This is a genomic window from Streptomyces phaeoluteigriseus (assembly GCF_001896135.2).
GTDB lineage: Bacteria > Actinomycetota > Actinomycetes > Streptomycetales > Streptomycetaceae > Streptomyces > Streptomyces phaeoluteigriseus.
On sequence record NZ_MPOH02000015.1, the window covers coordinates 847,900 to 869,794 of the forward strand.

Consider the following 21,895-nt stretch of genomic DNA (forward strand, 5'->3'; position numbering starts at 1 on the left):
GGGGAGGGGCGAGGCGGGGACGGCGAGGTTGGTGGGTGAGGGCGCGGAGGGTGGTGGGCAGGGGCGCGGAGGTGAGTGGGTGGGGTCGGCGCCGTGGTGGTGCGTCGAGCCCTCGCCGGTTGGGCGTACTGCCAGGCGCCGCCATGGTCCTACGGGGCAGAGCCGGGCCACGCGACGGAGCTTCGGATGCGCCGAGACGGCCCGCACCCGGCCCGTTCGGCCATCCCCCGGTGCTCGGAAACCCGTTCCCTCGGTGCCGGGGAACCGTTCCCTCGGTGCCGGGGAACCGTTCCCTCGGTGCCGGGGAACCGTTCCCGCGGTGCCGGGGAACCGTTATGGAAACCGCTCACTCAAACGGCTGCTCGGGAGTCACTCGTTCCACTACTGTTTCACCGTTCACACACCGGGCCATCGCAGCCGTGGCCGCCCACTCGGGCGCCGCTGGAGGAACAGCGCATGCCAGACAACAAGTCCCGGCCTCCCCAGGAGCCCCTCTGGGAGCACGGCTGGGCCCCGGACACCTCCCGGGCACCCGGAACGCGACGGCTGTGGCTGGCCGGTGTCCTCGCCGTCGCCACCGTCGTGGCCTGCGTCGCCACCGTCTCCCTCACGGACCGGCCCTCTGACGAGAGGTCAGCCTCCGGAGAAGGGCGGACGACGTCCGACAAGGAGACCTCGTCGGGGCTCATCTCGTTCGCCTCCCCCACGGTGAGCGGGTCGCCCTCGGCTTCCGCCACGCAGAGGGGTGCTTCTCCGTCGGCTTCGGCCTCCTCCTCCGCTTCGCCTTCGCCGAACGGCGGTTCCCCGGCGTCTGCTTCGGCCTCGCCCTCCCCGTCGGCCCCGGCCGCCGGCGGCGGTTCCGATCCGGAGCCCGCGGTCGTGCGGCGCTCGGTGCAGTCCGTCAACCACCCCGACCGTCACTGGCGGGTGGGCGACGGGCGGGTGCGGCTCGAAGTGGCCGGAGGGTCCGAGTTCCGTGCGGACGCCACGTTCACCGTGGTCAAGGGACTTGCCGACGCCTCGTGTCACTCGTTCCGCACGTCCGACGGGACCCATCTGCGCCACCGCGACTTCGTCCTGCGCGCGGAACGCGACGACGGCTCCTCACTGTTCCGGCAGGACGCCACCTTCTGCGCCCGCGCCTCCCACCTCGGCGCGGTCATGCTGGAGTCGGTGAACTATCCGGGGTACTTCCTCCGCCACCAGAACTTCCAGGTGAAGCTGGAGCGGTATGAGCACGGCGGGCAGTACGCCTCCGACTCCGCCTTCCGGCTCGTGGAGGGGCTGGCCTAGGCTGGTCGTTCGGATCACGCCGCAGACGCGGGGTCCGGCACGCGCATCTGCCGCGTTGTCGTCGGTTGCCGACGCTCCGCGGCAACGCCCTCCTCCGCCTTGCGGCCGCACGCACCGACCCCGCTCACCGGCACTGAACAGCGCTGTCGACTTCCCGCGACCTGATCCAAACGACAGGCCCTAGGAGCGCGCCGGAAGAAGACGAAGACAGAGAACGGCGGCGTCCGCAGGGGACGCCGCCGTTCTTGTGCTGCGGGGGTGCCGCGGAATCTCAGACGTTGAAGCCCAGTGCGCGAAGCTGCTCGCGGCCGTCGTCCGTGATCTTGTCCGGGCCCCACGGCGGCATCCAGACCCAGTTGATCCGCAACTCGTTGACCAGGCCGTCCGTGGCGGACTTCGCCTGGTCCTCGATGACGTCCGTCAGCGGACAGGCCGCGGACGTCAGGGTCATGTCGATCGTCGCGATGTTCGCGTCGTCGATGTGGATGCCGTAGATCAGCCCGAGGTTGACGACATCGATGCCCAGTTCGGGGTCGACGACGTCGTACAGCGCCTCGCGGACCTCCTCCTCGGAGGCCGGCTTCATCTCAACGGTCTCGCTCATGCCGTCTTCCTTTCGGCGTCGGCGCCCAGCGCCTGGGCCGTCGCGTCCTTCCACGCCATCCAGCTCAGGAGGGCGCACTTGACCCGTGCCGGGTACTTGGAGACACCGGCGAACGCGACCGCGTCCTCCAGCACCTCCTCCATCGCCTCGTCCGGCTCGACCCGGCCCTTGGACTGCATCAGCTCCAGGAAGGTCTCCTGGATCCTCTGCGCATCGGCCAGGTCCTTGCCGACCAGCAGGTCGTTCAGCACGGAGGCGGAGGCCTGGCTGATCGAACAGCCCTGGCCCTCGTACGAGACGTCGCTGATCGTCGTGCCGTCGTACTTCACCCGCAACGTGATCTCGTCACCGCACGTCGGGTTGACGTGGTGCACCTCGGCATCGCCGTCCCGCAAGCCCCGCCCGTGCGGGTGCTTGTAGTGGTCCAGGATGACTTCCTGGTACATCGAATCCAGCTTCACGGTTTCAGCACGCCCCTCAGCCGAAGAAGTTCCGTACGTGCTCCAGGCCCTCGACCAACGCGTCGATCTCGGCAGGCGTGGAGTACAGGTAGAACGACGCTCGCGTGGTCGCGGGAATTCCGTAGCGCAGGCAGACCGGGCGCGCGCAGTGGTGTCCGACGCGGACCGCGATGCCCTGCTCGTCGAGGACCTGGCCCACGTCGTGCGGGTGGATGTCGCCGAGCGTGAAGGAGATCGCGGCGCCCCGCTCCTCGGCCGTGGCCGGGCCGATGATCCGCAGGCCGGGGACCTCGCCGAGCCGCTTCACCGCGTACTCGGTGACCGCGTGCTCATGGGCGAGGATCTTGTCCATGCCGATCGCGGACAGGTAGTCGATCGCCGCGCCCAGACCGACCGCCTGCGCGATCGGTGGGGTACCCGCCTCGAACTTGTGGGGAGCGGGCGCGTAGGTCGAGGAGTGCATCGACACCGTCTCGATCATCTCGCCGCCGCCCAGGAACGGGGGCAGGTCCTCCAGCAGCTCCTGGCGGCCCCAGAGGACGCCGATGCCGGTCGGACCGCACATCTTGTGGCCGGTGAAGGCCACGAAGTCGGCCTGGAGGGCCTGTACGTCCATCGGCATGTGCGGCGCGGCCTGGGAGGCGTCGATGCACACCAGTGCGCCGACCTCCTGCGCGCGGCGCACTATCGCCTCGACCGGGTTGATCGTGCCCAGGATGTTCGACACCAGCACGAAGGAGACGATCTTCGTCTTCTCGGTGATGATCTCGTCGATGTTGGACAGGTCGAGGCGGCCGTCGTCGGTGAGGCCGAACCACTTCAGCTTCGCGCCCGTGCGCTGGGACAGCAGCTGCCACGGCACGATGTTGGAGTGGTGCTCCATCTCCGTGATGACGATCTCGGTCTCGGCGTCCACGCGGTAGGGCTCGTCGGCCCAGCCCAGCATGTTCGCGACCAGGTTCAGCGACTCGGAGGCGTTCTTGGTGAAGATGACCTCGTCGCGGCTGGGCGCGTTGATGAACTCCGCGACCTTGTCACGCGCACCCTCGTACAGCGCCGTGGCCTCCTCGGCGAGCACATGCACACCGCGGTGGACGTTGGCGTTGTACCGCTCGTAGTACTCGTTGAGGGCGTCCAGCACCTGGCGCGGCTTCTGCGAGGTCGCCGCGTTGTCCAGGTACACGAGCTTCCGGTCGTCGTGGACCATGCGGTCCAGGATCGGGAAGTCCTTGCGGATCGCCTCGGTGTCGAGGAGGCCCGGCAGCTGCGTCACGCTGATGCGCCACCCTTCGTGTAGACCTCGTAGCCCTCGTTCTCCAGCTTGTCGGCCAGCTCGGCGCCGCCGGACTCGACGATCCGGCCCGCGGAGAAGACGTGGACGTAGTCGGGCTTGATGTAGCGCAGGATGCGCGTGTAGTGCGTGATCAGCAGGGTGCCGACCTCACCGGTCTCGCGGACTCGGTTCACGCCCTCGGAGACGACGCGCAGCGCGTCGACGTCCAGGCCGGAGTCCGTCTCGTCGAGGATCGCGACCTTCGGCCGGAGCAGCTCCAGCTGGAGGATCTCGTGGCGCTTCTTCTCACCGCCGGAGAAGCCCTCGTTGACGTTGCGCTCGGCGAAGGCCGGGTCCATGTTGAGGCGCTCCATGGCCTCACGGACCTCCTTCACCCAGGTACGCAGCTTGGGGGCCTCGCCACGGATGGCGGTGGCGGAGGTGCGCAGGAAGTTGGAGACCGAGACGCCGGGGACCTCGACCGGGTACTGCATCGCGAGGAACAGGCCGGCGCGGGCACGCTCGTCGACGGACATCTCCAGGACGTCCTCGCCGTCGAGGGTGACGGTCCCGCCGGTGATCGTGTACTTAGGGTGACCCGCGAGCGAGTAGGCGAGGGTGGACTTGCCCGAGCCGTTGGGGCCCATGATGGCGTGCGTCTCGCCCTGCTTCACGGTCAGGTCGACACCCTTGAGGATCTCCTTCGTGGCGTTGTCGGCCTCGACGGTGACGTGCAGGTCTCGGATTTCAAGCGTTGCCATGGGTGCCTCAGGACTCCTGGGTGAGGGAGACGAGAACGTCGTCCCCTTCGATCTTTACGGGGTATACGGGGACGGGGCGCGTCGCGGGAAGGCCGGACGGCTTGCCGGTGCGGAGGTCGAACGCGGATCCGTGCAGCCAGCACTCGATCTGACAGTCCTCCACCTCGCCCTCGGAGAGCGAGACGTTCGCGTGCGAGCAGATGTCGTGGATGGCGAACACCTCCCCCTCGGTCTGCACGACCGAGACCGGTGTGCCGTCGAGTTCCACCCGTTTGGGGGTGTCCTCCTCCAGCTCGCTCAGTCCACAGGCGCGTACGAAGGCCATCAGAGGGTGGCCTCCAGCTCTGCGTCGATCTTCACGAGGAGGCGCTCCTCGATGTCGTCGACACCGATCTGCTGCACCAGCTCGGCGAAGAAGCCGCGCACCACCAGGCGGCGGGCGTCGTCGGCGGCGATGCCGCGGGCCATCAGGTAGAACAGCTGCTCGTCGTCGAAGCGGCCGGTCGCCGAGGCGTGGCCGGCGCCGACGATCTCGCCGGTCTCGATCTCCAGGTTGGGCACGGAGTCGACGCGGGCACCGTCGGTCAGAACCAGATTGCGGTTCATCTCGTAGGTGTCCGTGCCCTCGGCCGTGGCCTCGATCAGCACGTCGCCGATCCACACCGCGTGCGCCCCGTCGCCCTGGAGGGCGCCCTTGTAGGCGACGTTCGACTTGCAGTGCGGGGTGTTGTGGTCGACGAGGAGACGGTGCTCCTGGTGCTGGCCCGCGTCGGTGAAGTAGAGGCCGAACAGCTCGGCCTCGCCGCCGGTGCCGGCGTACGCGACGCGCGGGTGCAGCCGGACGAGGTCGCCGCCGAAGGTGACCACGAACGACTTGAAGGTCGCGTCCCGGCCGATCAGCGCGTTGTGCTGGCCCACGTGCACGGCCTTGTCGTCCCAGTCCTGGACGGAGACGACGGTCAGCTTGGCGCCGTCCCCGAGGATGTAGTCGACGTTGGCGGCGAGCACGGTGTCGCCAGTGTGGTCGATGACGACGACGGCCTCGGCGAAGGCTCCCAGCTCGATGACCTGGTGCCCGTAGGCGACCCCGCCCTGGCCGTGCACGGCGATGCGGATCGGCTCGGTGAGGACCGTCTCCTTGGGGACGGTGACGACACCGGCCTTCTCGAACGCCGAGTACGCCTGGGCGGCGACGCGGTCCACGGGGGCGCCCGCCCGGCCGAGGCGCGCGTCGTCACGGCCGACGGTCTCCACGACGACGCCCGCCGGGGCGTCGATGTCGATCCTCACACCGTCGCCGGTGGCGACCGCGGTGCCGTCGTGCAGGCCACGCAGCCGCTCCAGCGGGGTGAACCGCCACTCCTCCTCACGGCCGTGCGGGACCGGGAAGTCCGCCACGTCGAAGGAGGGGGGCGCGCTCATGCGCGTCGCGACGGTGGACTCGGCGGCCACCGCGATCTGGCCGGCAGTGGTGGATCCCACCGGTGGGGGTCCCCCCGCCCTAACGGAGTTGAGGGTGGGGGCGTTCTGAGCCTCAGCCATGGCTGTCGGTCTGCTCTCTTCCTACGTCAGAAATCTGGCGACTGCTTCGGGGCGGCGGGTCCTAACCGACCGCGCCTTCCATCTGCAGCTCGATCAGCCGGTTGAGCTCCAGCGCGTACTCCATCGGCAGCTCCTTGGCGATGGGCTCGACGAAGCCGCGCACGATCATGGCCATCGCCTCGAACTCGCTCAGACCACGGCTCATCAGGTAGAAGAGCTGGTCGTCGGAGACCTTGGAGACGGTCGCCTCGTGGCCCATGGACACGTCGTCCTCGCGGACGTCCACGTACGGGTACGTGTCGGAGCGGGAGATGGTGTCCACGAGCAGCGCGTCGCACAGCACGTTGGACTTGGAGCCGTGGGCGCCCTCGCCGATCTCCACCAGACCACGGTAGGAGGTACGGCCGCCACCGCGGGCGACGGACTTCGACACGATGTTGGACGAGGTGTTCGGCGCCATGTGGACCATCTTGGAGCCGGCGTCCTGGTGCTGGCCCTCGCCCGCGAAGGCGATGGACAGGGTCTCGCCCTTGGCGTGCTCGCCCATCAGGTAGACGGCCGGGTACTTCATCGTCACCTTGGAGCCGATGTTGCCGTCGATCCACTCCATGGTCGCGCCCTCGTAGGCGACGGCGCGCTTGGTGACCAGGTTGTAGACGTTGTTCGACCAGTTCTGGATGGTCGTGTAACGGCAGCGGGCGTTCTTCTTGACGATGATCTCGACGACCGCGCTGTGCAGCGAGTCCGACTTGTAGATCGGGGCCGTACAACCCTCGACGTAGTGCACGTAGGCACCCTCGTCGACGATGATCAGGGTCCGCTCGAACTGGCCCATGTTCTCCGTGTTGATGCGGAAGTAGGCCTGGAGCGGGATCTCGACGTGCACGCCCTTCGGCACGTAGATGAAGGAGCCGCCGGACCACACCGCGGTGTTCAGCGACGCGAACTTGTTGTCGCCGACCGGGATGACGGTCCCGAAGTACTCCTTGAACAGCTCCGGGTGCTGCTTCAGGGCGGTGTCGGTGTCGAGGAAGATGACGCCCTGCTCCTCCAGGTCCTCGCGGATCTGGTGGTAGACGACCTCGGACTCGTACTGGGCGGCGACACCGGCGACGAGGCGCTGCTTCTCCGCCTCGGGGATGCCGAGCCTGTCGTACGTGTTCTTGATGTCCTCGGGCAGGTCCTCCCAGGACTCCGCCTGCTTCTCCGTGGAACGCACGAAGTACTTGATGTTGTCGAAGTCGATGCCCGACAGGTCCGAGCCCCAGTTCGGCATGGGCTTCTTCTCGAACAGGCGCAGGCCCTTGAGACGGAGCTTGGTCATCCACTCCGGCTCGTTCTTCTTCGACGAGATGTCGCGGACGACGTCCTCGCTGATGCCGCGCTTCGCAGACGCGCCGGCCGTGTCGGAGTCGGCCCAGCCGTATTCGTACTTACCCAGGCCCTCGAGTTCGGGGTGGGCAGTCTCCGTGGGGAGAGTCATGCGGGGTTCCTCCCGGCCGTGCTTGCAGATGCGATATCAGGGGTGTGATCAGTGCTGTGACCAGCGGTGTGATCAGCAGTATGGGAATTCTTGGGGATGAACGTCGTGCAGACGCCGTCGCCGTGCGCGATCGTCGCCAGTCGCTGGACGTGCGTTCCGAGCAGTTGGGAGAAGATCTCGGTCTCCGCCTCGCACAGCTGCGGGAACTTCTCCGCGACGTGGGCGACGGGGCAGTGGTGCTGGCACAGCTGCTCGCCGACCGGTGCGCTGCGCGCCGTTGCAGCGTACCCGTCCGCACTCAGGGCCTTGGCCAGGGCCTGGGTGCGCTGGTCGGGGGCGGCGGCCTCGACCGCCTCGCGGTACCCGGCGGCCTGTTCGGCGATCCTCGCGCGAGCGAAGGCGACGACGGCCTCGTCCCCGCCGAGCCGCTCCTGGATGAAGCGGAGGGCGTCCGCGGCGAGCTTGTCGTAGGACTGGTCGAAGGCGTCGCGTCCGCAGTCGGTGAGCGCGAAGACCTTCGCGGGACGCCCGCGCGTCCGCGCTCCGTACACCCGCTGCTCACGCGCTTCCACGACGTCGTCGGCGACCAGCGCGTCCAGATGTCGGCGCACGGCCGCCTGGGTGAGCCCCAGTCGTCCGGCCAGCTCGGCGACGGTCGAGGGCCCGTGGTCCAGGATGGAGCGTGCGACGCGGTTGCGCGTGGAGCGCTCACCGGTCGCCAGCTCTTCCTGAGGGGTCCCCGCGGGGGTCACCCGAGCCTCGCCGACGTTTTTCACAACGCCATTGTTGCGTAATTCCTCAGGGGCAGGCAACCCGCGTCCGGATCACCGGTCGGTGCCCTGCGTCACTTAGGTTTACCTAATCTGACCTGCGCGAACGATCTTTGATCGATCAAACCGGTCGCGTCCGCGAGCCCCGTCCGGAAGACTCCGCAACCATGCCCACACCCCCTCCCACCGGCCCTCTTGTCACCCGGGGCACCCTCGCGACCGACCTGCGCGCACTAGGGGTCGAACCCGGCGAAATCCTCCTGGTGCACTCCTCCCTCAGCTCCCTGGGATGGGTCTGTGGAGGGGCTGTCGCAGTCGTCCGGGGACTGCTCGACGCGCTCGGACCGCACGGCACTCTGGTGGTCCCCACCCAGTCAGGCGCCCTCTCGGACCCCTCCCACTGGGAGAACCCGCCGGTCCCCGAGGCCTGGTGGGACACGATCCGGGCCACCATGCCCGCCTACGACCCCCTCGTCACGCCCAGCCTCGGCGTCGGCGTCGTCCCGGAGACCGTACGGACCTGGCCGGGTGCCCTGCGCAGCGCCCACCCCCAGACCTCGTTCGCGGCGCTCGGCCCGCGCGCCGCGGAGGTGACCGCAGGCCACGCCCGCGACTGCCGGCTCGGCGAGCGCAGCCCGCTGGCCAAGCTGGAGGCGCTCGGCGCCCGGGTGCTCCTGCTGGGGGCCGGCTACGACACCTGCACCAGCTTCCACCTGGCCGAGTACCGGATACCGGCACCGCTCGTGGGCGTGGGCCGGCCGGGACCGGCCGGCTGGGAGGTGGTGACCGAGGTGTCGATCGACTCGGACCGGTTCGACGAGCTGGGCCACGACTTCGAACGGGACCGCCCCGTCGTCCGCGCGAAGGTGGGCGCGGCCGACGCCCGGCTGTTCCCGGTGGCGGACGCGGTGGCCTACGCGCAGCGGTGGCTCGCGGTGCACCGCTCGCGCGCGGAGGAGGTCTGAGGCCCGCCCGCCGCGCCCGGGGGCGGTGGCGGCTTCTCGCCCCCGCCGATCCGGGTGCTCGTTCGCGAACCTAGACTCTGGACCCATGCGAAGCGAGCCCGCCCGCCCGTCACCCGACCACCACCCCTCGACGAGGCGCTCGGCGCCGCACCCCCTCATCGAGGTCCGGGCCCTGGTGAAGCGGTACGGCACGAAGACCGCGGTGGACGGCCTCGACCTGGTGGCCGAGGCGGGCGTGACGGCCGTACTCGGCCCCAACGGCGCGGGCAAGACGACGACCGTGGAGTCCTGCGAGGGCTACCGGAAGCCGGACTCCGGCACCGTCCGGGTCCTCGGCCTCGACCCGGTGCGCCAGGCCGCGGAGCTGCGCCCCCGGATCGGTGTGATGCTCCAGTCCGGAGGCGTCTACTCGGGCGCGCGGGCCGACGAGATGCTGCGGCACGTCGCCAGGCTGCACGCGCATCCGCTGGACGTGGACGCGTTGGTCGAGCGGCTGGGGCTGGGCAGCTGCGGCCGGACGACGTACCGGCGGCTGTCGGGGGGCCAGCAGCAGCGCCTCGCGCTGGCGATGGCCGTCGTGGGGCGCCCGGAGCTGGTGTTCCTGGACGAGCCGACCGCCGGTCTCGACCCGCAGGCCCGCCGCGCCACCTGGGACCTGGTCCGTGACCTGCGCGCGGACGGGGTCTCGGTCATCCTGACCACCCACCACATGGACGAGGCCGAGCAGCTCGCCGACGACGTCGCGATCATCGACGCGGGCAAGGTCATCGCGCAGGGCTCCCCGGAGGAGCTGTGCCGCGGCGGCGCCGAGAACACGCTCCGTTTCGGCGGCCGCCCAGGCCTGGACGTGGTCTCCCTGCTCAAGGCGCTGCCCGCCGACAGCGCGGCCGCCGAACTGACGCCGGGCTCCTACCGGATCACCGGCAAGGTCGACCCGCAGATGCTGGCGACGGTGACCTCGTGGTGCGCACAGCACGGGGTGATGCCGGACCGGATCTCGGTGGAGCGGCACACCCTCGAAGACGTCTTTCTGGAACTGACCGGCAAGGAGCTGCGCTCGTGATTCCAACCCGCCAGGAAATCGGCCGGGGGTCCGGGGGTCGCCCCCCGGAAGGGCACAGCCTGGAGCTGACCGGCAAGGAGCTGCGCTCATGACGACCACCGGCACGTACACGCCGAAGCCGGGGGCCGCACCCCTGCCCCGCATGATCAGGGCCCAGGCGGCGCTGGAGACGCGGATGCTGCTGCGCAACGGTGAGCAGTTGCTGCTCACCGTCGTGATCCCGACCCTGCTGCTGGTGCTGTTCAGCTCGGTGGACATCATCGACACGGGCGCCGGCGAGGCCGTCGACTTCCTGACCCCCGGCGTCCTCGCGCTCGCCGTGATGTCGACGGCGTTCACCGGGCAGGCCATCGCGACCGGCTTCGAGCGCCGTTACGGCGTCCTCAAGCGGCTCGCGGCCTCCCCGCTCCCCCGCTGGGGACTGATGACCGCGAAGACGCTTGCCGTGCTGGTCACGGAGGTCCTCCAGATCGTCCTGCTGACGGTGATCGCCTTCGCGCTGGGCTGGTCGCCGCACGGCAACCCGTTCGCCGTCGTGCTGCTGCTGGTCCTCGGCACCGCGGCCTTCTCGGGGCTCGGTCTGCTGATGGCGGGCACGCTGAGGGCGGAGGCCACGCTGGGCGCGGCCAACCTGGTGTTCCTGCTGCTGCTGGTGGGCGGCGGGGTGATCGTGCCGCTGGACGAGTTCCCCTCCGGCGCCCAGGACGTGCTCGCTCTGCTGCCGATCTCGGCGCTGTCGGACGGGCTGCGGGACGTGCTCCAGCACGGGGCCGGGATGCCGTGGGGCGACCTGGGGATCCTCGCCGTGTGGGCGGTCGTCGGCCTGGCCGCCGCCGGCCGGTTCTTCCGGTGGGAATGACCCTCTCCGGGACCCTCGTGAAAGCGTGCACAAGCGGCCCCTTACGATGGACGGCGTGCCGAACGTGACCCGCGCCGACGCCGTAGCAGCCGTGCGCAACCCCCTCGCCTTCATCGCCGAACGCTGGACCCCGGCCCCCCGGACGGTCCAGCGGGCGGCGCTCACCGCGCTCGTGATGTCGGTGGTCATCGTCGTCACCGGCGGAGCCGTACGGCTCACCGGCTCCGGCCTCGGCTGCCCGACCTGGCCCAAGTGCACCGACGACTCGCTCACCACGACCGGCGCGATGGGCCTCCACGGCGCCATCGAGTTCGGCAACCGCCTGCTGACGTACGTGCTGTGCGCCGCGGTGGGCTGGGCGATCATCGCCGCCCGCGCGCAGAAGCCGTACCGGCGCAGCCTCACCCGGCTGGGCTGGGCCCAGTTCTGGGTGGTCATGAGCAACGCCGTGCTCGGCGGCATCGTGGTCCTCGTCGGCCTCAACCCGTACACGGTCGCCGCGCACTTCGTGGCGACCTCGGCGCTCATCGCGATCGCCGTGGTGATGTGGCAGCGCACGCGCGAGGGTGACACGGAGGCCCGTCCGCTGGTCGGGAAGTCGGTGCAGCAGCTCGTCCGGGTGCTCGTCGCGGCCACGGTCCTGCTGATCCTGGTCGGCACGGTGGTGACCGGCGCGGGCCCGCACGCGGGCGACTCCAGCGAGGTCGAGCGGATGCCGCTGGACTGGGAGACCGTCAGCAAGGCGCACGCGGTGCTGGCCTGGATCGTGGTGACGCTGACCTTCGCCCTGTGGTTCGTCCTCAAGGCCGTCGACTCCCCCAGGCTCGCACTGGACCGCACCCGCGACCTCTTCGTGGTCCTCCTCGCCCAGGGCGTCATCGGGTACGTCCAGTACTTCACGGACCTTCCCGAACTTCTGGTCGGCCTGCACATGCTCGGCTCGGCGCTGGTGTGGATCGCGGTCATCCGCGTACTGCTGGCCCTGCGCGAGCGCGCGGAGCCGGCCGTCGACCTGCCGGGCCCCGCGACGGAGGCGACGGTCGGCTCACGCGCGTGACGCGGCGGTAGGCCCGCCGCGCGCCGGCCCGGCCCCGCGGGCCCGGCGCCGTCCGGCCCGTGCGGGAGTCGCTCAGCCGAGCCCGTAGACCCGCCGCGCGTTCCCCGCCGCGAGCAGGCCGGCCACCCGCTGGGCGTCCGGGAGCGACCAGGCGTCCTCGGTCACCCAGCCGCCCAGCACCCGCGCCAGGGCCTCGCGGAACAGGCGGGCGCCGACCACGTGCAGTTCGGGCAGGCCCCGGGCGCCGCTGGAGAAAAGGATCTTGCCGAAGGGGGCCAGCTCCAGGATCTCCGCGAGGACCGTCGCCGCGCGGGCGCGGTGCGGACGAGGGCTGCCCCGGAGTCGGCGTAGACGTGCGGGAAGACGCCCGCGAGGTGGGCGGCGTGCCGGTGGTAGGGGTAGCCGTGCAGCAGGACCAGGTCGGTGCCGAGGCCGGCCGTCGCGCGGACGAAGTCGGTCAGCAGGACGGGGTCGGTGCGGTCGATGCGCAGGCCCGGTTCGCCGAGGCCCGCGTGGAGTTGCAGGGGTCGTCCCGAGGCCACGGCGATCCACAGCAGGTGCCTCAGCAGCACCGGGTCGCTCAGCTCGCCGCCGACCCGGCGTCCGGCGAGCCAGCGGCCCGCGGCGCCCCGGACCTCCCCCGGTCCGGGCGGCTCGGGCGCGAGGGCGAGGCCGTGGCGGACGCCTGCCACGGAGGTGAAGGCCACGGCGGTCGCCGCGGCACCGTGCACCGCCTCGGCGAGGTTGGCGAGGAAGGACTCGACGGTGCCAGAGGTGTCGGCGACCTGCTCGGCGAGGAGTTCCAGCCGCACGATCTCGCGGGCCTCGGCGTCGCCCGCGGCGGCGATCTCCTCGGGGCCGGTGAGGTCGCCGGGCAGGCCGGTGTCGACGAGGTAGGTGGTGATTCCGCTGCCGCGCAGCAGCCTGCGGCCCGACTCCAGTACGCCGAGTTCGCGGCGCCGGGCGAGATAGCGGGCGGGCGGGCAGTGCGGTTCCAGACCGAGCAGCGGGGGGCACCAGCGGCGTACCGCGAAGCCGGTCTGGGTGTCGAACAGCGTGGTGCCGGCCGCCGGCGGGCCCTCGGTGCGGGCCAGCTGGGCCTCGAAGGTGCCGAGGCCCAGTTCCGTTCTCAGGACTCCGTGGCAGTACTGGTCCACCAGGGACGGTGTTTCGATCATCCGGGGCTCCCGCGGCTGGACCGTGTGCTCGGTGTACTCCTCACACGTCCTAACGGGTGAACCCGGCGTCAGGTGTTGCTCAGGTGTTGCGCGGGCCGCCGACCTGGATCCCGGCCATCCGGGACCACTCGTACGGCCCGGTCCTCACCTTGGCGGCGAACTCGCCGTCGAAGTCCTCGTGGACGGTGATCCCGGACTTCTCCACCGCCTTGGCGGCGGTCTCCATGTCGGGCGCCACGAGGTCGCCCCAGCCGCCGTCCTCACCGACGAGCACGATCCGGGCTCCACGCTCGCCCAGGTGGGCGATCTGGCCCTCGGCCCCGCCGTGTTCCTTGGAGAAGGCGCTGATCCGCTTGGCGAGGCGGGCCGCCGTGCGGTCGGCCTTGGCGGCCTGCTTGGCGTCTGCGGTCTCGTCAGCCTGCTTGGTGTCTGCCATGGCCAGGATGCTACCGACGGGTAGATCGAACGGCGACGGCCACGAACAGCAGCGAGACGTAGGTGATGGACCAGTGGAACAGCCGCATCTCCTTCAGCTTCCCGCCCTCGGCCTCGGCCTTCGCGCGGTTCTGGAGCGAGTGCGCCTCCCACAGCCACCAGCCGCCGGCCGCGAGGGCGACCGTGGTGTAGAACCAGCCGGTGTAACCCAGCGGGGTCAGCAGCAGCGAGACGGCGACCATCACCCAGCTGTAGATCACGATCTGCCGGGCGACGACCTTGTTGGAGGCGATGACCGGCAGCATCGGCACGCCCACGCGCGCGTAGTCCTCGCGCACCTTCATGGACAGCGGCCAGTAGTGCGGCGGGGTCCAGAAGAACATGACGAGGAAGAGCACGACCGGCGCCCAGGAGAGGGAGTCGGTGACGGCGGACCAGCCGATGAGGACCGGCATGCAGCCGGCGATGCCGCCCCACACGATGTTCTGCGAGGTGCGGCGCTTGAGGATCATCGTGTAGACGACGACGTAGAAGAGGAGCGCGCCGAGGGCGAGCCAGGCGGACAGCCAGTTGACCGTCAGGCCGAACAGGAGCGTCGAGGCGATCGCGAGACCGATGCCGAAGGCGAGGCACTCGCGGGGGCTGACCATCCCGGTGACCAGCGGCCGCTGCGAGGTGCGGTCCATCAGGGCGTCGATGTCGCGGTCGATGTACATGTTCAGCGCGTTGGCGCCGCCCGCGGAGAGATAGCCGCCCAGACAGGTGAGCAGCACCAGACCGAGGTCCGGCACACCTTGCTGGGCCAAGAACATCACCGGAACCGTGGTGATGAGCAGCAGCTCGATGATCCGCGGCTTGGTCAGCGCCACGAACGCCATGACGCGGGCCCCCACCGGCCGCCGGCTCGGGCTCTGGCTCGTCCCGATAACCCCCGCTGGACGGGATTCAACGGCCGTCACGCACACCCCTGACAGAGACATCCCAGCGAGCCCCACCCATGTGAAGTCGGGGTAAAGGCTCGCGCGTACCACGCCACTGTAGACGTTGCCCATACCCCGGCCTTCGCGGGGGTGCGGTCGTGTTGGGAGGGGCACCTCGGCATCCGTTTCCGCCCTCATGCGGGGGTGCGCTCATCTCTCGCACTGGGGCTCGATTGAGCGGTCAGATGAGCGGCTCCGTATTCATGTGCCGAATGGGACTTCGGCCAGTCGGGAGGCGGATCCCCGGATGGCCCGGCAGTCTGGAATGACTCGAAAAAACGCACGTCCTCACGGGGGTAGGCTCGACAGCGGCCGGTGGTTATCCAGTCACCGGCAGCCGGTGGGCGCGCGCCCGAAGCAACCGGTATTCGACATGTGGAGAGGAGCCCTGACCCAGGGTGAGCACCAAGCCGACCACCACAGACCTCGAGTGGACCGAGTTGGACCAGCGGGCCGTGGACACCGCACGCGTCCTGGCCGCCGACGCCGTACAGAAGGTCGGCAACGGCCATCCCGGTACGGCGATGAGCCTGGCGCCTGCCGCGTACACCCTCTTCCAGAAGGTGATGCGCCACGACCCCGCCGACGCCGACTGGGTCGGCCGCGACCGCTTCGTGCTGTCCGCGGGCCACTCGTCCCTGACCCTCTACACCCAGCTGTACCTGGCCGGTTTCGGCCTGGAGCTGGACGATCTGAAGTCCTTCAGGACGTGGGGCTCGAAGACCCCCGGTCACCCGGAGTACGGGCACACCGTGGGCGTCGAGACCACCACCGGTCCGCTGGGCCAGGGTGTCGCCAACGCGGTGGGCATGGCGATGGCCGCCCGCTACGAGCGCGGTCTGTTCGACCCGGAGGCCCCGCAGGGCGAGTCCCCCTTCGACCACTTCGTCTACTGCATCGCCGGTGACGGCTGCCTCCAGGAGGGCATCTCCGCCGAGGCGTCCTCGCTCGCCGGTCACCAGAGGCTCGGCAACCTCGTGCTGCTGTGGGACGACAACCACATCTCCATCGAGGGCGACACCGAGACGGCCGTCTCCGAGGACACCGTCAAGCGGTACGAGGCGTACGGCTGGCACGTGCAGCGCGTCGCCCCGAAGCCGGACGGCGACCTCGACCCGCACGCCCTGTACGACGCCATCGAGGCGGCGAAGCAGGTCACCGACCGGCCGTCGTTCATCGCGATGCGCTCGATCATCGCCTGGCCGGCCCCGAACGCGCAGAACACCGAGGCCGCGCACGGCTCGGCGCTCGGCGACGACGAGGTCGCGGCCACCAAGCGGGTCCTGGGCTTCGACCCGGAGCAGTCCTTCGAGGTCTCCGACGAGGTCATCGGCCACACCCGGCAGGCCCTGGAGCGCGGTGCCCAGGCGAAGGCGGAGTGGGAGAAGTCCTACCAGCTGTGGCGGGACAACAACCCGGAGCGCGCGGCCGAGTTCGACCGCGTCGCCGCCGCCGAGCTGCCGGCCGGCTGGGAGGAGAAGATCCCGGTCTTCGAGACGGGCAAGGGTGTCGCCACCCGTGCCGCGTCCGGCAAGGTGCTCCAGGCGCTCGGCGCGGTCATCCCCGAGCTGTGGGGCGGCTCCGCCGACCTGGCCGGTTCGAACAACACGACGATCGACAAGACGTCGTCGTTCCTCCCGGCGGACAACCCGCTGCCGGAGGCGAGCCCGTACGGTCGCACGATCCACTTCGGCATCCGCGAGCACTCGATGGCCGCGGAGATGAACGGCATCGCGCTGCACGGCAACACCCGTGTCTACGGCGGTACGTTCCTCGTCTTCTCCGACTACATGCGCAACGCGGTGCGGCTGTCGGCCCTGATGCACCTGCCGGTGACGTACGTGTGGACGCACGACTCCATCGGTCTCGGCGAGGACGGCCCGACGCACCAGCCGGTCGAGCACCTGGCAGCCCTGCGCGCGATCCCCGGCCTGAACGTGGTCCGCCCGGCGGACGCCAACGAGACGGCGATCGCCTGGCGCGAGATCCTCAAGCGCTACACCAAGGTCTTCGGCAAGGGCGCCCCGCACGGCCTGGTCCTCACCCGCCAGGGCGTGCCGACGTACGAGCCCGACGAGAACGCGGCCAAGGGCGGTTACGTCCTGTTCGAGGCCTCCTTCGGGACGCCCGAGGTGATCCTCCTCGCGACCGGTTCCGAGGTGCATGTGGCCGTCGAGGCGCGCGAGCGGCTCGAAGCCGACGGGGTGCCGACGCGGGTCGTGTCCATGCCGTCCGTGGAGTGGTTCGAGGAGCAGGACCAGGGGTACCGGGAGAGCGTGCTGCCGCCCTCCGTGAAGGCCCGGGTCGCCGTCGAGGCGGGCATCGGTCTCACCTGGCACAAGTACGTCGGGGACGCCGGCCGCATCGTTTCCCTGGAGCACTTCGGTGCTTCGGCCGACGGCAAGGTCCTTTTCCGCGAGTTCGGCTTCACTGCCGAGAACGTGGCCGACAAGGCCCGGGAATCCCTCGCGGCCGCCCAGCGCTGACGCCCACACACGACACGTAGGAGATGTAATTCCATGACAGACGCACTCAAGCGCCTCTCCGAGGAGGGCGTCGCGATCTGGCTGGACGACCTGTCGCGCAAGCGCATCACGTCCGGCAACCTCGCCGAGCTGATGGACCAGCAGCACGTCGTGGGCGTCACCACCAACCCGTCGATCTTCCAGAAGGCGATCTCGCAGGGCGACGGCTACGACCAGCAGCTCTCCGACCTCGCCGCCCGCAGGGTCACCGTCGAAGAGGCGATCCGCATGATCACGACGGCGGACGTCCGTGACGCCGCCGACATCCTGCGCCCGGTCTTCGACGCCACCGGCGGGCAGGACGGCCGGGTGTCGATCGAGGTCGACCCCCGGCTGGCGCACCACACCAAGGCGACGGTCGCCGAGGCCAAGCAGCTGGCCTGGCTGGTCGACCGCCCCAACACGCTGATCAAGATCCCGGCCACCAAGGCGGGTCTGCCGGCCATCACCGAGGTCATCGGCAACGGCATCAGCGTCAACGTCACGCTGATCTTCTCGCTGGAGCGTTACCGCGAGGTCATGGAGGCCTACCTGGCGGGTCTGGAGAAGGCGCAGGCCAAGGGCCTGGACCTGGCCCTGATCCACTCGGTGGCGTCCTTCTTCGTGTCCCGCGTGGACACCGAGATCGACAAGCGGCTCGACGCGCTCGGCACCGACGAGGCCAAGGCCGCCCGCGGCAAGGCCGGCGTCGCCAACGCCCGCCTCGCCTACCAGGCGTACGAGGAGGTCTTCGCGGGTGACCGCTGGAGCGCGCTGGAGAAGGCGGGCGCGAACAAGCAGCGTGCGCTGTGGGCCTCCACCGGCGTGAAGGACCCGGCGTACCGGGACACGATGTACGTGGTCGACCTGGTGGCGCCGAACACGGTGAACACCATGCCGGAGGCGACCCTGTTCGCCACCGAGGACCACGGCGAGGTCACCGGCAACACGGTGGCCGGCAGCTACGAGCAGGCCCGTGCCGAACTCGACGCGGTCGAGAAGCTCGGGATCTCGTACGACGACGTGGTGCAGCTCCTGGAAGACGAGGGCGTCGAGAAGTTCGAGGCGTCCTGGAACGACCTGCTCAAGTCGACCGAGGCGGAGCTCCAGCGCCTCGCCCCTTCGGAGGGCTGAGAATTTGTCGAGCAGCAATCCGCTGCGTGACCCCGCAGACCGACGGCTCCCGCGCATCGCGGGGCCGTCCGGTCTGGTCATCTTCGGTGTCACGGGCGATTTGTCACGTAAAAAGCTGATGCCCGCGGTGTACGACCTCGCCAACCGGGGTCTGCTGCCGCCGGGCTTCTCGCTGGTCGGGTTCGCCCGCCGCGAATGGGCCCACGAGGACTTCGCCCAGGAGGTCCATGACGCGGTGAAGGAACACGCCCGCACCCCCTTCCGCGAGGAGGTCTGGCAGCAGCTCATCCAGGGCATGCGCTTCGTGCAGGGCACCTTCGACGACGACGACGCCTTCGAGCGGCTGCGCTCGACGATCGAGGAACTCGACAAGGCACAGGGCACGGGCGGCAACTTCGCCTTCTACCTGTCGGTGCCCCCGGGTGCCTTCCCGGTGGTCATCCAGCAGCTGAAGAAGCACAACCTGGCGGACCAGCGGGGCGGCTCCTGGCGGCGCGCGGTCATCGAGAAGCCGTTCGGCCACGACCTGAAGTCGGCCGAGGAGCTGAACGCGACGGTCGAGGAGGTCTTCGCCCCCGACCAGGTCTTCCGCATCGACCACTATCTGGGCAAGGAGACCGTCCAGAACATCCTGGCGCTGCGCTTCGCCAACACGATGTTCGAGCCGATCTGGAACCGGTCCTTCGTGGACCACGTCCAGATCACGATGGCCGAGGACATCGGCATCGGCGGCCGGGCCGGCTACTACGACGGCATCGGCGCGGCCCGTGACGTCATCCAGAACCACCTCCTCCAGCTGATGGCGCTGACCGCGATGGAGGAGCCCGCCGCCTTCGACGCGGACGCGCTCGCCGCGGAGAAGACCAAGGTGCTCGGAGCCGTCCGGCTGCCGAAGGACCTGGGCAGCGCCACCGTGCGCGGTCAGTACGCGTCCGGCTGGCAGGGCGGCGCGAAGGCGGTCGGTTACCTCCAGGAGGAGGGCATCGACCCCAAGTCGAAGACCGACACCTACGCGGCGATCAAACTGGAGGTGGACAACCGCCGCTGGGCGGGCGTCCCCTTCTACCTGCGCACCGGCAAGCGTCTGGGCCGCCGGGTCACCGAGATCGCGGTCGTCTTCCAGCGCGCCCCGCACTCCCCCTTCGACCACACGGCCACGGAGGAGCTGGGCAAGAACGCGATCGTCATCCGGGTCCAGCCCGACGAGGGCGTCACGGTCCGCTTCGGCTCCAAGGTCCCCGGCACCTCCATGGAGATCCGGGACGTGTCGATGGACTTCGCCTACGGCGAGTCCTTCACGGAGTCCAGCCCAGAGGCGTACGAGCGGCTGATCCTGGACGTGCTGCTCGGCGACTCGAACCTCTTCCCGCGCACCGAGGAGGTCGAGCTGTCCTGGAAGATCCTCGACCCGATCGAGCAGTACTGGGACGCGAACGGGAAGCCGGCCCAGTACCAGGCCGGTACCTGGGGACCCGTCGAGGCGGACGAGATGCTCGAGCGAGACGGACGGAGCTGGCGCCGGCCATGAAGATAGACCTCACGGACACCACGGCCAGCAAGATCAACAAGGGGCTGGTGCAGGGGCGGCGGGCCATCGGCACGCGGCCGTGGGCATGGTGCTCACCCTGGTCATCGTCACGGACGAGGAGAACGCCTACGACGCGCTCAAGGCCGCGGGCGACGCGTCGCGCGAGCACCCCTCACGCACGCTGGTGGTCATCAAGCGCGTCTCCCGCTCCCCGCGCGACCGCACCAAGTCCCGGCTGGACGCCGAGGTGCGGGTGGGCGCCGAGGCGAGCACCGGCGAGACGGTCGTCCTGCGGCTGTACGGCGAGGTGGCCGACCACGCGCAGTCGGTCGTGCTGCCGCTGCTGCTGCCGGACGCGCCCGTCGTCGTCTGGTGGCCGGTGAACGCGCGCTCGACCCGGCCGCCGACCCGCTCGGCGCGCTGGCCCAGCGCCGTGTCACCGACACCTACGCCGCCGAGCAGCCGGTACGGGATCTCACGGCCCGCGCCAAGACCTACACCCCCGGCGACACCGACCTGTCGTGGACCCGCATCACGCCCTGGCGTTCGATGCTGGCCGCGGCTCTCGACCAGGTCACCTGCGAGGTCGAGTCGGTGGAGGTGGAGGGCGAGGAGTTCAACCCGAGCTGTGAGCTGCTCGCGATGTGGCTCGGCGACCGGCTGGGCGTGCCCGTGCAGCGCTCGCTGTCCGGCGGGCCGGGGCTCACCGCGGTCCGGCTGTCCACGGACTGCGGCCCGATCGTGCTGGACCGGGCCGACGGCTCGCTGGCCACGCTGTCCATCGAGGGGCAGCCCGACCGTGCGGTGGCGCTCCAGCGCCGGGACACGGCCGAGCTGATCGCGGAGGAGCTGCGGCGGCTGGACCCGGACGACACGTACGCGTCGGCGCTGCGGTTCGGGGTGGAGCGGTTGAACACCTCGGACGGTGGGACCGGCCAGGGCTCCGCCGGTGCTCCGGCAGCTTCGGCGGATGCGCCGGAAGCCGTGGCCGACGCCCCGGAAGCCGTGGCCAAAGGAGAAGCCAAAGGAGAACCGGGCGCGGTTCCGACTCCCGTCGAAGCGGCTGTCGAAGTACCCGCGAAGGAATCGACGGCGCCGGCCCCGGTGAAGAAGGCGGCCGCGAAGTGAGTACGCCCCAGCTCGTCGTGCACCACGACAAGGACCTGATGGCCCAGGCCGCCGCGGCCCGTCTGATCACGAAGGTCGTGGACGCGCAGGCCTCCCGCGGTCATGCGTCCCTGGTCCTCACGGGCGGCCGCAACGGCAACGGTCTGCTGGCCGCGCTGGCGGCGGCGCCCGCCCGCGACGCCGTGGACTGGAGCCGGCTCGACCTGTGGTGGGGCGACGAGCGGTTCCTGCCCGAGGGCGACCCGGACCGCAATGTCACACAGGCCCGCGAGGCCCTGCTGGACTCCGTGCCCCTGGACCCGAAGCGCGTGCACGCCATGCCCGCGTCGGACGGCCCCTACGGTTCCGACGTGGAGGCGGCCGCGGCCGGCTACGCGGAGGAACTGGCCCGCGCGGCCGGTCCGGAGACGATGAGATCAACGGCCGGCGCCGCGGGCGGCTCCGTGCCCACCTTCGACGTCCTGATGCTGGGCGTCGGCCCGGACACCCACGTGGCCTCGCTCTTCCCCGAGCTGCCGGCCGTACGGGAGACCGAGCGCACGGTGGTCGGTGTGCGTGGCGCGCCCAAGCCGCCGCCGACCCGCACCACGCTCACGCTCCCGGCGATCCGGGCGGCACGTGAGGTGTGGCTGCTGGCGGCCGGCGAGGACAAGGCGCAGGCGGTGGCCATCGCGCTGTCGGGCGCGGGCGAGATCCAGGCCCCGGCGGCGGGTGCCCGGGGCCGCTCCCGGACCCTGTGGCTGCTGGACTCGGCGGCGGCGTCACAGCTGCCGCGCTCGCTGTATCCGCCGGCCTCGCCGTGATCGCGGTCATCGACGGCATCGACGGATGAGGGCGCGGGGTGTCTTCGGACACCCCGCCGCCCTCACTCGTGGGC

19 protein-coding genes and 2 pseudogenes are annotated in these 21,895 nt (G+C 70.3%); 10 read left to right on the plus strand and 11 right to left on the minus strand.

Features of this window, described 5'->3' with window-relative positions; all coding sequences use genetic code 11:
• The first annotated feature begins 456 nt into the window (after positions 1-456).
• Positions 457-1,293 carry an AbfB domain-containing protein gene (locus BM536_RS21775; RefSeq protein ID WP_073494512.1) on the plus strand — a complete coding sequence of 279 codons (837 nt, stop codon included), beginning with the start codon at positions 457-459 and terminating at the stop codon, positions 1,291-1,293.
• A gap of 271 nt (positions 1,294-1,564) precedes the next feature.
• On the opposite strand, the gene BM536_RS21780 is transcribed toward BM536_RS21775, so the two are convergent.
• The 8 genes from BM536_RS21780 to BM536_RS21815 all read right to left on the minus strand — a co-directional run bounded on the left by BM536_RS21780 (position 1,565) and on the right by BM536_RS21815 (position 8,193).
• Complete coding sequence (locus BM536_RS21780) at positions 1,565-1,897, minus strand: metal-sulfur cluster assembly factor (RefSeq protein WP_073494514.1); 333 nt, start codon at positions 1,895-1,897, stop codon at positions 1,565-1,567.
• The gene (sufU, locus tag BM536_RS21785) at positions 1,894-2,358 is read right to left on the minus strand and encodes a Fe-S cluster assembly sulfur transfer protein SufU (RefSeq protein ID WP_073494516.1); all 465 of its coding nucleotides are present in this window, start codon (positions 2,356-2,358) and stop codon (positions 1,894-1,896) included. The genes BM536_RS21780 and sufU overlap by 4 nt, the downstream gene beginning before the upstream one ends.
• Before the next feature lie 16 nt (positions 2,359-2,374).
• A complete protein-coding gene (locus BM536_RS21790; RefSeq protein WP_073494518.1) occupies positions 2,375-3,631 on the minus strand; it encodes a cysteine desulfurase in 1,257 nt (418 codons plus the stop codon).
• Positions 3,628-4,392 carry a Fe-S cluster assembly ATPase SufC gene (gene sufC, locus BM536_RS21795; protein ID WP_073494520.1) on the minus strand — a complete coding sequence of 255 codons (765 nt, stop codon included), beginning with the start codon at positions 4,390-4,392 and terminating at the stop codon, positions 3,628-3,630. The genes BM536_RS21790 and sufC overlap by 4 nt, the downstream gene beginning before the upstream one ends.
• A gap of 7 nt (positions 4,393-4,399) precedes the next feature.
• Positions 4,400-4,717 (minus strand): non-heme iron oxygenase ferredoxin subunit, encoded by a 318-nt coding sequence (locus BM536_RS21800; RefSeq protein ID WP_030948995.1) that lies wholly within the window; start codon positions 4,715-4,717, stop codon positions 4,400-4,402.
• Positions 4,717-5,934: a Fe-S cluster assembly protein SufD gene (gene sufD / locus BM536_RS21805; RefSeq protein ID WP_073494522.1), complete on the minus strand. Its 1,218-nt coding sequence runs from the start codon at positions 5,932-5,934 to the stop codon at positions 4,717-4,719. The genes BM536_RS21800 and sufD overlap by 1 nt, the downstream gene beginning before the upstream one ends.
• 61 nt (positions 5,935-5,995) lie before the next feature.
• Positions 5,996-7,417, minus strand: coding sequence for a Fe-S cluster assembly protein SufB (gene sufB / locus BM536_RS21810; RefSeq protein ID WP_073494524.1), 1,422 nt, complete (start codon positions 7,415-7,417; stop codon positions 5,996-5,998).
• Positions 7,414-8,193 (minus strand): helix-turn-helix transcriptional regulator, encoded by a 780-nt coding sequence (locus BM536_RS21815; protein ID WP_073494526.1) that lies wholly within the window; start codon positions 8,191-8,193, stop codon positions 7,414-7,416. The genes sufB and BM536_RS21815 overlap by 4 nt, the downstream gene beginning before the upstream one ends.
• Before the next feature lie 161 nt (positions 8,194-8,354).
• On the opposite strand from BM536_RS21815, the gene BM536_RS21820 reads away from it, so the two are divergent.
• From BM536_RS21820 to BM536_RS21835, 4 genes are all read left to right on the plus strand, one after another.
• On the plus strand, positions 8,355-9,152 hold the full coding sequence (locus tag BM536_RS21820) for an AAC(3) family N-acetyltransferase (RefSeq protein ID WP_073494529.1): 798 nt from the start codon (positions 8,355-8,357) through the stop codon (positions 9,150-9,152).
• An 85-nt stretch (positions 9,153-9,237) separates the two neighbouring features.
• Positions 9,238-10,215, plus strand: coding sequence for an ABC transporter ATP-binding protein (locus tag BM536_RS21825; protein ID WP_245873687.1), 978 nt, complete (start codon positions 9,238-9,240; stop codon positions 10,213-10,215).
• Positions 10,216-10,303: 88 nt separating this feature from the next.
• The gene (locus tag BM536_RS21830) at positions 10,304-11,074 is read left to right on the plus strand and encodes an ABC transporter permease (protein WP_073494533.1); all 771 of its coding nucleotides are present in this window, start codon (positions 10,304-10,306) and stop codon (positions 11,072-11,074) included.
• Between the two features lie 46 nt (positions 11,075-11,120).
• Positions 11,121-12,131 (plus strand): COX15/CtaA family protein, encoded by a 1,011-nt coding sequence (locus tag BM536_RS21835; RefSeq protein ID WP_094103365.1) that lies wholly within the window; start codon positions 11,121-11,123, stop codon positions 12,129-12,131.
• Positions 12,132-12,203: 72 nt separating this feature from the next.
• Here BM536_RS21835 and BM536_RS21840 read toward each other — a convergent pair.
• From BM536_RS21840 to BM536_RS21850, 3 genes and pseudogenes are all read right to left on the minus strand, one after another.
• Positions 12,204-13,309, minus strand: a pseudogene (locus tag BM536_RS21840) (amidohydrolase family protein).
• A gap of 79 nt (positions 13,310-13,388) precedes the next feature.
• Entirely contained in the window at positions 13,389-13,745 is a 357-nt protein-coding gene (locus tag BM536_RS21845; RefSeq protein WP_073494535.1) for a hypothetical protein, read from the minus strand.
• Between the two features lie 10 nt (positions 13,746-13,755).
• Entirely contained in the window at positions 13,756-14,724 is a 969-nt protein-coding gene (locus BM536_RS21850) for a heme o synthase (protein ID WP_094103514.1), read from the minus strand.
• 398 nt (positions 14,725-15,122) lie between these two features.
• On the opposite strand from BM536_RS21850, the gene tkt reads away from it, so the two are divergent.
• The 5 genes and pseudogenes from tkt to pgl all read left to right on the plus strand — a co-directional run bounded on the left by tkt (position 15,123) and on the right by pgl (position 21,821).
• A complete protein-coding gene (tkt, locus tag BM536_RS21860) occupies positions 15,123-17,210 on the plus strand; it encodes a transketolase (RefSeq protein WP_073494539.1) in 2,088 nt (695 codons plus the stop codon).
• Positions 17,211-17,243: 33 nt separating this feature from the next.
• Positions 17,244-18,362 carry a transaldolase gene (gene tal / locus BM536_RS21865; RefSeq protein ID WP_073494540.1) on the plus strand — a complete coding sequence of 373 codons (1,119 nt, stop codon included), beginning with the start codon at positions 17,244-17,246 and terminating at the stop codon, positions 18,360-18,362.
• Positions 18,363-18,366: 4 nt separating this feature from the next.
• Positions 18,367-19,890 (plus strand): glucose-6-phosphate dehydrogenase, encoded by a 1,524-nt coding sequence (gene zwf, locus BM536_RS21870; protein ID WP_073494542.1) that lies wholly within the window; start codon positions 18,367-18,369, stop codon positions 19,888-19,890.
• Positions 19,887-21,018, plus strand: a pseudogene (gene opcA / locus BM536_RS21875) (glucose-6-phosphate dehydrogenase assembly protein OpcA). The gene zwf and the pseudogene opcA overlap by 4 nt, the downstream one beginning before the upstream one ends.
• On the plus strand, positions 21,015-21,821 hold the full coding sequence (pgl, locus tag BM536_RS21880; protein WP_073494544.1) for a 6-phosphogluconolactonase: 807 nt from the start codon (positions 21,015-21,017) through the stop codon (positions 21,819-21,821). Before opcA ends, pgl begins: the two are co-directional and overlap by 4 nt.
• Positions 21,822-21,895 lie beyond the last annotated feature (74 nt).

Excerpts from the sequence above, each read along its gene's own strand:
- sufD (WP_073494522.1), bottom strand. The coding sequence starts at position 5,934 with ATGGCTGAGGCTCAGAACGCCCCCACCCTCAACTCCGTTAGGGCGGGG.
- BM536_RS21780 (WP_073494514.1), bottom strand. The coding sequence starts at position 1,897 with ATGAGCGAGACCGTTGAGATGAAGCCGGCCTCCGAGGAGGAGGTCCGC.
- BM536_RS21825 (WP_245873687.1), top strand. The coding sequence starts at position 9,238 with ATGCGAAGCGAGCCCGCCCGCCCGTCACCCGACCACCACCCCTCGACG.
- BM536_RS21775 (WP_073494512.1), top strand. The coding sequence starts at position 457 with ATGCCAGACAACAAGTCCCGGCCTCCCCAGGAGCCCCTCTGGGAGCAC.
- BM536_RS21830 (WP_073494533.1), top strand. The coding sequence starts at position 10,304 with ATGACGACCACCGGCACGTACACGCCGAAGCCGGGGGCCGCACCCCTG.
- BM536_RS21800 (WP_030948995.1), bottom strand. The coding sequence starts at position 4,717 with ATGGCCTTCGTACGCGCCTGTGGACTGAGCGAGCTGGAGGAGGACACC.
- BM536_RS21845 (WP_073494535.1), bottom strand. The coding sequence starts at position 13,745 with ATGGCAGACACCAAGCAGGCTGACGAGACCGCAGACGCCAAGCAGGCC.
- BM536_RS21835 (WP_094103365.1), top strand. The coding sequence starts at position 11,121 with ATGGACGGCGTGCCGAACGTGACCCGCGCCGACGCCGTAGCAGCCGTG.
- sufC (WP_073494520.1), bottom strand. The coding sequence starts at position 4,392 with ATGGCAACGCTTGAAATCCGAGACCTGCACGTCACCGTCGAGGCCGAC.
- tal (WP_073494540.1), top strand. The coding sequence starts at position 17,244 with ATGACAGACGCACTCAAGCGCCTCTCCGAGGAGGGCGTCGCGATCTGG.
- BM536_RS21850 (WP_094103514.1), bottom strand. The coding sequence starts at position 14,724 with ATGTCTCTGTCAGGGGTGTGCGTGACGGCCGTTGAATCCCGTCCAGCG.
- sufB (WP_073494524.1), bottom strand. The coding sequence starts at position 7,417 with ATGACTCTCCCCACGGAGACTGCCCACCCCGAACTCGAGGGCCTGGGT.
- BM536_RS21820 (WP_073494529.1), top strand. The coding sequence starts at position 8,355 with ATGCCCACACCCCCTCCCACCGGCCCTCTTGTCACCCGGGGCACCCTC.